This is a genomic window from Sphaerimonospora sp. CA-214678 (assembly GCF_050942215.1).
In the GTDB taxonomy this organism is placed as follows: domain Bacteria; phylum Actinomycetota; class Actinomycetes; order Streptosporangiales; family Streptosporangiaceae; genus Sphaerimonospora.
Map to the genome: position 1 here is coordinate 5,856,066 of NZ_CP192056.1, position 9,934 is coordinate 5,865,999.

A 9,934-nucleotide genomic window follows, 5' to 3' on the forward strand; every position below is an offset into this window, starting at 1 on the left:
GGCGGCCGGATGTCACGGCAGCGCGGCCGCCTTGCGCAGCAGCACCGACCGCTCGCTGATGTTGCGGCACAGCCGGGCGGCGAGCTCCAGCTCGGCCCGCGCCTCGGTGGTCCGGCCGAGCCGGGCGAGCAGCTCGCCACGCACGCTCGGGAGGAGGTACGACCCCGGCAGGCGATCGGCGGCGACCAGCTCGTCCACGATCGACAGCGCCCGCCGAGGTCCGTCCGCCATCGCGACGGCGACGGCCCGGTTGAGCTCGACGACCGGTGAGGGAGCGACCCGGCCGAGCGCCTCGTACAGGAGCACGACACGCTCCCAGTCGGTCTCCGGCACCGAGGAAGCCGACGCGTGGCAGGCGGCGATCGCCGCCTGCAGTCCGTACGGCCCGAGGCCGCGGCCGATGGCCGTCGCCCGGCCGAGCGCGGCCAGACCGCGGCGGATCGCCGACCGGTCCCACAGCCGCCGGTCCTGATCCTCCAGGAGCACCGGCTCGCCGTCCGGCCCGGTGCGCGCGGGAAAACGCGCGGCCGTGAGCTCGCACAGGGCGAGCAGCCCGTACACCTCCGGCTCTTCGGGCAGCAGTGCGGCCAGCACCCGGGCCAGCCGGATCGCCTCGTACGCCAGATCCGGGCGCAGCAGGCGGTCTCCGGTCGTCGCCGTCGAACCCTCCGTGAAGATCACGTACAGCACGCTCAGGACCCCGCCGAGCCGTTCGCGCCGTTCCGGCGACGGCGGCGTCTCGAACGGCACTCCCGCCGCGGCGATGGTCTTCTTCGCCCGGGTGATCCGGGCCTGGACCGTCGGCACGGGCACGAGGAACGCCCGGGCGATCTCCTCGCTCGACAGGCCGCCGACGACGCGCAGCGTCAGGGCCACCCGGGCCTCGGGCGAGAGCACCGGATGACAGGCCACGAACATCAACGCCAGGACGTCGTCGTCGATCCGGTCGGGGTCCCACGGCAGATCGTCCGCCCCGTCCCGCGGGTCGGTCGAGCCCGCGATCGCCTCACCCTCGGCGAGCCGGCCGGCGAGCATGGCGTACCGCTCCTCCAGCGCCGAGCGGCGGCGGAAGGCGTCGATGGCACGCCGCCGCGCCGTCGCGAGCAGCCAGCCCACCGGATCGGCCGGCGCGCCGGCGCGCGACCAGGTGACGAGCGCCTCGGCCACCGCCTCCTGCGCGACGTCCTCGGCGAGTTCGAAGTCCCCGGTGTAACGGGCCAGCGCGGCGACGACCCGGGCGGACTCGATCCGCCAGACGGCCTCGACGGCCCGCCGCGCCGACTCGGCGCTCGGCGGGCCGCCGGTGGCCGCGGACGTCACAGCTGGCCGGTCCGCTCGCGCCACGCCCGCTCCTTGATGATCCACTCGTTGTCCTGCGGGAACTCGTCGATGCCCGGGACCCGGCGGACCTCGCACTTGGCGCCGGGGACGGCGGGAATGCGCTTGGCCCACTCGATCGCCTCCTCCTTCGACGCGACGTCGATCAGGTAGAAGCCGCCGAACAGCTCCTTCGTCTCGCCGTACGGACCGTCGGTGACCACCGGAGTCTCGCCGCTGAAGTCGACCACCACGCCCTGGGCCGGGTCGTCCAGGCCCTCGGCCGCGACGAGCACCCCGGCCCGGATCATCTCCTCGTTGAACCGCCCCACCGTCTCGAGCATCTCCTCGAAGGGCGTCGCCATCATCTTCGCGACGGACTCGTCCGTACCCCGCATGATCAGCATGTACTTCGCCATCTTCGCTATCCTCGCATCCGCGGTCGCCTTTCGACCGTCTCACTCCAAGGTCGAACGGGGCGGCCGCGGATCGACACGACGGACGGAAACGGCCGGCTTTTTCCGTATCCGGCGTTCCTCCCGCGCGGTGCCGCGCCGGCCGCCCAGGTCCGGGGCACGCCGGCGGCCGTCGCCGCGATCGTGCCGCACCCGGAAGAAGAATCGGCCCACATCATACGAACATGTGTACTATAAAAAACTTGGTCGGATCGACTCAGACGAGATGGCGACGACCCGAGGAACGGATGGAAACACGATGAGCACGCCCACGGATCCGCGGCCGCCCGCGCCGCACGCCGCCGACAGCCACGACCTGATCCGGGTGCAGGGCGCGCGCGTGAACAACCTCAAGGACGTCAGCGTCGAGATCCCGAAGCGCCGGCTGACGGTGTTCACCGGCGTCTCCGGCTCCGGCAAGAGCTCGCTGGTGTTCGGCACGATCGCCGCGGAGTCGCAGCGGCTGATCAACGAGACCTACAGCGCCTTCGTGCAGGGCTTCATGCCCACGCTGGCCCGCCCGGAGGTCGACGTGCTCGAGGGGCTGACGACGGCGATCATCGTCGACCAGGAGCGGATGGGCGCCAACTCCCGCTCCACCGTCGGCACCGCCACCGACGCCAACGCGATGCTGCGCATCGTCTTCAGCCGGCTGGGCGAGCCGAGCGCAGGCCCGTCGTTCCACTACAGCTTCAACGTGCCCGCCGGCGCCTGCCCGCGCTGCGAGGGCATGGGCAACGTGACCGACTTCGATCTGACCCAGCTCTACGACGAGAACAAGTCGCTCGCCGAGGGTGCGCTCACCATCCCCGGCTACAGCATGGACGGCTGGTACGGCCGCATCTACATGGGCTCCGGTTTCCTCGACCCGGACAAGCCGCTCCGCGACTACACCGAGACCGAACTGCACGACCTGCTCCGCAAGGAAGCCACCAGGATCAAGGTCGACAACATCAATGTGACGTACGAGGGCCTGATCCCGCGGATCCAGAAGTCGTTCCTGTCGAAGGACCGGGAGGCGCTGCAGCCGCACATCCGGGCGTTCGTGGACCGGGCGGTCATCTTCACCACCTGCCCGGAGTGCGGGGGCAGCCGGCTCAACGAGGCGGCCCGCTCCTCGCGGATCGGCGGGATCAACATCGCCGACGCGTGCGCGATGCAGATCAGCGACCTGGCCGAGTGGGTGCGCGGTCTCGACTCGCCGTCGGTGGCGCCGCTGCTCGCGACCCTGCAGCGAACTCTCGACTCGTTCGTGGAGATCGGACTGGGCTATCTCTCGCTCGACCGGCCGTCGGGCACGCTGTCGGGCGGCGAGGCGCAGCGCACCAAGATGGTCCGCCATCTCGGCTCCTCGCTCACCGACGTCACCTACGTCTTCGACGAGCCCACTTCGGGCCTGCACCCCCATGACATCCAGCGGATGAACAACCTGCTGCTGCGGCTGCGGGACAAGGGCAACACGGTGCTCGTCGTGGAGCACAAGCCGGAGATGATCGTGATCGCCGACCATGTCGTCGATCTCGGGCCGGGTGCCGGTACGGCGGGCGGGGCCGTCTGCTTCGAGGGCACCGTCGAGGGGCTGCGGGCCGGCGGCACCGTCACGGGCCGCCATCTCGACGACCGGGCCGCCCTGAAACCGTCGGTGCGCAAGCCCACCGGCACGCTGGAGATCCGCGGCGCGAACGCGAACAACCTGCGCGACGTCGACGTCGACATCCCGCTCGGCGTGCTCGTCGTCGTCACCGGCGTGGCCGGTTCGGGCAAGAGCTCGCTGATCCACGGATCGATTCCCGCCGGCGCGGGTGTGGTGTCGATCGACCAGGGCGCGATCCGCGGCTCGCGCCGGAGCAACCCGGCGACCTACACCGGGCTGCTCGACCCGATCCGCAAGGCGTTCGCCAAGGCCAACGGCGTGAAGCCGGCCCTGTTCAGCGCCAACTCGGCGGGCGCCTGCCCCAACTGCAACGGCGCCGGCGTCGTCTACACCGACCTGGCGATGATGGCCGGTGTCGCCACCACCTGCGAAGAGTGCGAGGGCAAGCGGTTCCAGGCATCGGTGCTCGACCACCTCTTCGGCGGACGCGACATCAGCGAGGTGCTCGCGATGCCGGTGGCCGAGGCCGAGGAGTTCTTCGGCTCGGGCGAGGCGCGCACGCCGGCAGCGCACGCCATCCTCAAGCGGCTCGCCGACGTCGGGCTCGGCTACCTCAGCCTCGGCCAGCCGCTCACCACGCTGTCGGGCGGCGAGCGGCAGCGGCTCAAGCTGGCCACCCACATGGCCGCCGACGGCGGCGTCTACGTTCTGGACGAGCCGACCACCGGTCTGCACCTCGCCGACGTCGAGCAGCTGCTCGGCCTGCTCGACCGCCTCGTCGACTCCGGCAAGTCGGTCATCGTCATCGAGCACCACCAGGCCGTCATGGCACACGCCGACTGGATCATCGACCTCGGCCCCGGCGCCGGCCACGACGGCGGCCGGATCGTCTTCGAAGGCACCCCCGCCGATCTCGTCGCCGCCCGCTCCACCCTCACCGGCGAGCACCTCGCCGCGTACGTCGGCGCGACACTAGCGCGGTAGGCGTAGTCCGGCGATGAGGAGGTCGACCAGCCGACGTACGTCGTACCGGGGGTTGTTCTCCACGCCGATGCACAGGTTTCCGACACCGTGCATGAGTTCGTAGGCACTCATGCCGGTGCGGATCTCACCGGCGGCGGCCGATGCTTCGAGTAGCCGGGCGCACACGGGCACGAGCCGGTCGAGGAAATAGGCGTGCAGCGCCTCGAAGGCGACGTTGTCGGACCGCAGTACGGCTGCGAGACCGTGCTTGGTGACCAGGAAGTCGACGAAGAGGTCGATCCATCGCGCCAGCGCCGCGTGAGGAGTCGGGCCGGCCGCGAGCAGGGCCGGACCGGCCTCGACGAGGGCCTCGATCTGGTGCCGGTAGACGGCGATGATGAGATCCGCCCGCGTGGGGAAGTGGCGGTAGATCGTGGCCGTCCCCACGCCGGCCTTCGCCGCGATGTCGCGTATCGGCGCCTCGACGCCCGAAGACACGAAGACCGCCGCGGCGGCGTCGAGCAGCGCCCTCTCGTTGCGCCGGGCGTCGGCCCGCTTGCGCGGGACCGCATGCCCTGCGCCTCGGTCGCTGTCGTTCACGCGCGGTTCCCTCCGCTATCGGGATTGATAAACGGGACAACGTCCCGTATCTTCAAACGGGACAAGGTTCCGTTTGCTCATGATGCCAGAGCCGGGACCGAGAACCAAGCACGCATTGTCACCACACTTCATCGACAAAGAAGGAGATACGCTCTTGCAGTACCACACCTTGGGCCGCACCGGTGTGCAGGTCAGCTCCCTCGTGCTCGGCGCGATGAACTTCGGCAAGATCGGCCGCACCACCCAGGACGAGGCCACCGCCATCGTCGACGCCGCTCTTGAGGCCGGGATCAACCTCATCGACACCGCCGACTGGTACAGCGGCGGGGAGTCGGAAGAGATGGTCGGCAAAGCCATCGCCGGCCGCCGCGACGACATCGTGCTGGCCACGAAGGCGGGCATGCCCATGAGCGACGAGCGCAACCATCGGGGCGGTTCACGCCGCTGGCTCGTCACCGCACTCGAAGACAGCCTGCGCCGTCTCGGTGTCGACCACGTCGATCTCTACCAGATTCACCGGTGGGACCCGGCGACCGGCGACGAGGAGACGCTGTCGGCTCTGACCGACCTGCAGCGTGCGGGGAAGATCCGCTACTTCGGCTCATCGACCTTCCCCGCGTACCGCATCGTGCAAGCCCAATGGGCCGCCCGCGACAACCACCTGAGTCGTTACGTCACCGAGCAGCCCAGCTACTCGATCCTGCAGCGCGGGATCGAAACCCACGTGCTGCCCGTGACGGAGCAGTACGGACTCGGCGTGCTCGTGTGGAGCCCGTTGGCCTCAGGCTGGCTGACGGGCGCGATCCGCGAAGGCCGGGAGATCACCACCAGCCGCTCAACGTTCATGCCGGAACGCTTCGACCTCACCATTCCGGCCAACCGGGCCAGGCTCGATGCCGTCGAGCGACTGGCCGGCGTCGCCGATGAGGCCGGTCTGACGATGATCCAGCTCGCGCTCGGTTTCGTGACCGCGCATCCCGCCGTGACCAGCGCGCTCATCGGCCCCCGCACGCTGGACCACCTGCACTCGCAACTCGCCGCCGCCGACACCGTGCTCTCCGCCGATGTGCTCGACGCGATCGACGCGATCGTCGCTCCCGGCACCGACCTCGCCGCCCACGAAAAGTTCGACACCCCTCCCTCGCTGCTCGACCCGTCACTCCGGCGTCGCTGATCGTTCGAGGGGCACGGGGGCCGTCCGGTTTCCGGTCAGACCAGCCAGCGGCCGTCGCGCATCAGCTCTCGGCCGGGCAGCTCGTTCACCTCGCGCCACGCCTGAACGCGGCGCGGGAAGACGCGGAACCAGCGGTACGGCGTGGCCGACACCCGCGGGTCGAAGCCGGTGCGCTGGGCGAACCGGTCACCCCGCTCCCGCGGCAGCGCGTCCATGTGGAGGACCTCGACCTCGCCGTCGATCATGGTCACGTCGCGGGTGTGGCCCAGCCCCAGCCGTACGGTCCGGGTGGCTGTCAGGTTCCTGCCGGTCGGGCTGCCCGTCGGCGTGGCCATCAGCAGCGCCTCGCCGTCCCAGTCGAAGGACAGCGGCACCAGATATGGCGCACCGTCTTCCGATGCACTGGCCACCCAGACATCGACGTCGTGGGCGAGCCGACGTTCGATGTCGCGACGGCGCTGGGCGCGGGAGCGGGGTTCGGCGCTCGCGGGACGACTCACCGCACCTCCTGGATGCGGACCATGTTGCCCGCCGGATCGCGGAAGGCGCAGTCGCGCACGCCGTACGGCTGCTCGATCGGCTCCTGGACGACCTCGGCGTCGCCGGCCTGCAGCTTCTCGAAGACGCCGTCGAGGTCGGTGGTGGCCAGGATGATGCCGGCGCAGGTCCCCTTGGCCATCATCTCCGCGATGGTGCGGCGCTCGTCCTCGGTGATGCCGGGGTCGGCGGCCGGCGGGTGCAGGACGATGGACGTGTCCGGCTGGCCGGCGGGGCCGACAGTGATCCAGCGCATCCCGTCGTATCCGACGTCGTTGCGCACCTCGAAGCCGAGGGTGTCGCGGTAGAAGGCCAGGGAGGCGTCCGGGTCGTCGTGCGGGAGGAAGGTCACGTGAATGGTGATGTCCATGACGGTCACGCTAGCTGCGGCTCGGGAATCGGGGCTTCTCGATTCCTGATCGGTTTGGTCACCCGTTTCGCCACGCAGGGGGGCATTCCCGCCGTCGCGCCCGCCGACCGACGACGGTAGGTGGTGGGCGGCACGCCGACCAGCTCGGTGAAGCGGGTGCTGAAGGTGCCAAGCGAGGTGCAGCCGACCGCGAAGCAGACCTCGGTGACGCTGAGGTCGCCGCGACGCAGCAGCGCCATCGCGCGCTCGATTCGCCGTGTCATCAGATAGGCGTACGGCGACTCGCCGTACGCGAGCCGGAACTGGCGGCTGAGGTGTCCCGCCGACATGTGCGCACCGCGGGCGAGCGCCTCGACATCCAGCGGCTGCGCGTACTCCCGATCGATCCGGTCAAGGACCCGGCGCAGCCGCGCGAGGTCACGCAGGTGCTCGGCGGTGGTGGGTCTGCTGGTCATCGAAACCTCCGGGGGAGGACGCGATCGGCCGCCTGCCGGTTCGTGGGCGACATCGCGATCTCCTGTTCCTGTCAACGGCTCGGCGGTTCGATACTGCCCTACGCCACCGACAAGACCCCGCAGCAGCGTGCCGACCGAGCCGCCCCCGCCGCCGGACCGTGAGAACCGGCATGGTCTTTCAGGTCGCGTCTCGTCCTGACCACGACGCCAGATCGCGGCGTACGGCATCGAGCACGTCCCGGCGGCCGTCCCGCAGATAGAAATGATCGCCGGCGAAGATCCGCAGGGTGAACTCGGCGGTGGTCAGCTCACGCCAGCCCAGCAGTTCGGCGGGGGTGACCTCGGGGTCGTCGGCGCCCATGTAGGCGGCGACCGGACAGGTCAGAAGCGGCCCGGGGAGATGCTGATAGATCTCGTTGAGCTCGAAGTCCGAGCGCAGTGCGGGCAGCAGCAGACGCAGCAGCTCGGGCTGGCCCATCACCTCGGGCGGAGTGCCGTTCAACCGGTCGACCACGGTGAGGAACTCCTCGTCGGGCAGCGTGCTGAACAGCGGGCGGCCGGCGGGCAGGTGGGCGGCCCGCCTGCCGGAGACCAGCAGGCAGACCGGATCGAAGCGCCGCGCGACCTCGTAGGCGAGCAGGGAGCCGAGGCTGTGCCCGAAGAACGCGTAAGGCCGATCCAGATGGGGTTCCAGTGCGGCGCAGAGCGGATCGATGAGCTGCTCGATCCGGCGGTAGGGAAGCTCGCGCAGCCGGGACTCCCGTCCGGGCAGCAGCACCGGGTGCACGCCGACGTCCGGTCCGAGCACGGCCTTCCAGGGGCGGAAGAACGCGGCCCCGCCGCCGGCGTGGGCGAAACAGAACAGCGACAGCTCCGCTCCGGGCGCCGCGTCCCGTCCGCCACCGGCGATCCACCGCTCCGTGCCGGACACCGGATGGACGTGCATGAGGTGCTCCTTCTCGCTATTCGTCGCCGCCGGCGTGGGCGAACAGCACGCTGGTGTTGAATCCCCCGAACCCGAACCCGTTGGACAGGGCGAAGCTCAGCCGCGCCGGTTCGGCCCGCCGCCCCACGAAGCGGTGGCCGGGATCGATGGGCCGGTGCAGGTTGGCGTTGGGGTGGACGAACCCTTGGCGCATCTGGACCACGGTGGCCACGGCCTCGATCACACCAGCGGCGCACAGACAGTGTCCGACCAGGCCCTTGGTGGAGTTGATCCAGGGCCGGGCGGCGCCGAACACCTCGTGCAGGGCGGCCACCTCCGTGGCGTCGCCCAGCACCGACCCGGTGCCGTGGGTGTTCACGTAATCCACCTGGCCGGGGGTGAGACCGGCCCGTCGGATGGCGGTTGCCATCGCCCAGGCCTCGCCGGAGGCGCTGGGGTCGGCCAGGGCGTTCGCGTCGAGCCTGAGCGCGTGACCGGCCACCCAGGCCAGCGGCGGCACGCCCCGGCCGGTAGCGGAGTCCGCTGACTCCAGCACCAGGCATGCCGCACCCTGCCCCGGTACGAATCCCTCACGGTCGGCGTCGAAGGGCCGTGATCGGGTGTGCGGGGCGTCCGGCCCGCGAGTGCCCGCCATCGCGCCGAGGTTGAAGTAGGCCTGGCGCTCCATCGGGGACAGGTCGGTGAGCGCGCCCAGCACCAGGCAGACGTCGACGGCGGCGGTCGCGACCAGACGCGCCGCGTTGACGATGGCCACGTTGCCGCTGGCCGAGGCGCCCCCCACCGTGTAGCCCTCGCCGGTCACGCCGAACACCTGGCTGACCGTGCCGACATGGTCGGTGTCCAGGGCGTGCAGCGCGAACCGGCCGGGGAGGTGGGCGGGGCTGGCGGCGTACCGCGGCCGCTGCCGCTCCGTGTAGTGGCCGCTCAGGTTGTGGCCCGCCACCACGATCCCGATCCGGTGACCGGGCACGCTCACGCGGTGCAGCCCGGCCCGTTCCCAGGCTTCCAGTGCCACGGCGACGGCGGCCTGGATCGGCAGCGGGGCGCGGGCCGCCGCCCGTAGCGCCGCGCGTCGCAGCGGCTGCGGCAGATCGGCGCGGGCCGTGACCGCGGCGGCCAGGTCGAATCCGACCAGGTCGGCGGCGAACGGCGGTTCGAGTTCGCCGACGTCGGCGCGGGCGGTGACGCCGGAGCGGCCCGCACGCAGAGCCAGTGCGAAGGCGTCGGTGTCCGCAGCGATGGCGCACAGCACCCCCGCGCCGGTCACGGCCACGCTCACGGAGCATGCTTCCGCAGCACGGCGGCCAGCGCGCCGATGTCGTGAACGTCGGCGAACTCCCGCACCGGCACGCTCACACCCAGGTCCTCCATGGTCATGGACACCACTTCGGCGCGGTCGATGCTGTTGCACCCCAGGTCGGTCAGTGACCGGTCCTCGGTCACCAGCTCGGGCTCCACGTCCGGGAGCAACTCCAGCACGTTGCGGCGGATCGCCGCCAGAATCGGGTCGGACATGTCTGCCT

At 70.8% G+C, this 9,934-nt stretch carries 11 protein-coding genes; 2 read left to right on the forward strand and 9 right to left on the reverse strand.

Annotated elements, in window-relative coordinates; translation table 11 throughout:
* Positions 1 to 12: 12 nt before the first annotated feature.
* Together ACQP1K_RS26230 and ACQP1K_RS26235 are read right to left on the reverse strand one after the other, a co-directional pair.
* Complete coding sequence (locus tag ACQP1K_RS26230; RefSeq protein ID WP_433501650.1) at positions 13 to 1,320, reverse strand: RNA polymerase sigma factor; 1,308 nt, start codon at positions 1,318 to 1,320, stop codon at positions 13 to 15.
* On the reverse strand, positions 1,317 to 1,736 hold the full coding sequence (locus tag ACQP1K_RS26235) for a YciI family protein (RefSeq protein ID WP_433498348.1): 420 nt from the start codon (positions 1,734 to 1,736) through the stop codon (positions 1,317 to 1,319). Before ACQP1K_RS26235 ends, ACQP1K_RS26230 begins: the two co-directional genes overlap by 4 nt.
* Positions 1,737 to 2,031: 295 nt before the next feature.
* Here ACQP1K_RS26235 and ACQP1K_RS26240 point away from each other — a divergent pair, with 295 nt between their 5' ends.
* Positions 2,032 to 4,350 carry an ATP-binding cassette domain-containing protein gene (locus tag ACQP1K_RS26240; RefSeq protein WP_433498349.1) on the forward strand — a complete coding sequence of 773 codons (2,319 nt, stop codon included), beginning with the start codon at positions 2,032 to 2,034 and terminating at the stop codon, positions 4,348 to 4,350.
* Here ACQP1K_RS26240 and ACQP1K_RS26245 read toward each other — a convergent pair.
* A complete protein-coding gene (locus tag ACQP1K_RS26245; RefSeq protein ID WP_433498350.1) occupies positions 4,339 to 4,929 on the reverse strand; it encodes a TetR/AcrR family transcriptional regulator in 591 nt (196 codons plus the stop codon). The two genes, ACQP1K_RS26240 and ACQP1K_RS26245, sit on opposite strands and share 12 nt — an antisense overlap.
* Positions 4,930 to 5,083: 154 nt before the next feature.
* Here ACQP1K_RS26245 and ACQP1K_RS26250 point away from each other — a divergent pair, with 154 nt between their 5' ends.
* A complete protein-coding gene (locus ACQP1K_RS26250; RefSeq protein WP_433498351.1) occupies positions 5,084 to 6,103 on the forward strand; it encodes an aldo/keto reductase in 1,020 nt (339 codons plus the stop codon).
* Positions 6,104 to 6,138: 35 nt separating this feature from the next.
* Here the strand turns inward: ACQP1K_RS26250 and ACQP1K_RS26255 are convergent, their stop codons facing one another.
* The 6 genes from ACQP1K_RS26255 to ACQP1K_RS26280 all read right to left on the reverse strand — a co-directional run bounded on the left by ACQP1K_RS26255 (position 6,139) and on the right by ACQP1K_RS26280 (position 9,926).
* Positions 6,139 to 6,603 (reverse strand): pyridoxamine 5'-phosphate oxidase family protein, encoded by a 465-nt coding sequence (locus tag ACQP1K_RS26255; protein ID WP_433498352.1) that lies wholly within the window; start codon positions 6,601 to 6,603, stop codon positions 6,139 to 6,141.
* Positions 6,600 to 7,010, reverse strand: coding sequence for a VOC family protein (locus tag ACQP1K_RS26260; RefSeq protein WP_433498353.1), 411 nt, complete (start codon positions 7,008 to 7,010; stop codon positions 6,600 to 6,602). The genes ACQP1K_RS26255 and ACQP1K_RS26260 overlap by 4 nt, the downstream gene beginning before the upstream one ends.
* 5 nt (positions 7,011 to 7,015) lie before the next feature.
* Positions 7,016 to 7,465 carry a helix-turn-helix transcriptional regulator gene (locus ACQP1K_RS26265; RefSeq protein WP_433498354.1) on the reverse strand — a complete coding sequence of 150 codons (450 nt, stop codon included), beginning with the start codon at positions 7,463 to 7,465 and terminating at the stop codon, positions 7,016 to 7,018.
* Positions 7,466 to 7,643: 178 nt separating this feature from the next.
* Complete coding sequence (locus ACQP1K_RS26270; protein ID WP_433498355.1) at positions 7,644 to 8,411, reverse strand: thioesterase II family protein; 768 nt, start codon at positions 8,409 to 8,411, stop codon at positions 7,644 to 7,646.
* A 16-nt stretch (positions 8,412 to 8,427) separates the two neighbouring features.
* Positions 8,428 to 9,690, reverse strand: a complete 1,263-nt coding sequence (locus ACQP1K_RS26275; protein WP_433498356.1) for a beta-ketoacyl synthase N-terminal-like domain-containing protein — start codon at positions 9,688 to 9,690, stop codon at positions 8,428 to 8,430.
* The gene (locus ACQP1K_RS26280) at positions 9,687 to 9,926 is read right to left on the reverse strand and encodes a phosphopantetheine-binding protein (RefSeq protein ID WP_433498357.1); all 240 of its coding nucleotides are present in this window, start codon (positions 9,924 to 9,926) and stop codon (positions 9,687 to 9,689) included. The genes ACQP1K_RS26275 and ACQP1K_RS26280 overlap by 4 nt, the downstream gene beginning before the upstream one ends.
* Between the last annotated feature and the right edge of the window lie 8 nt (positions 9,927 to 9,934).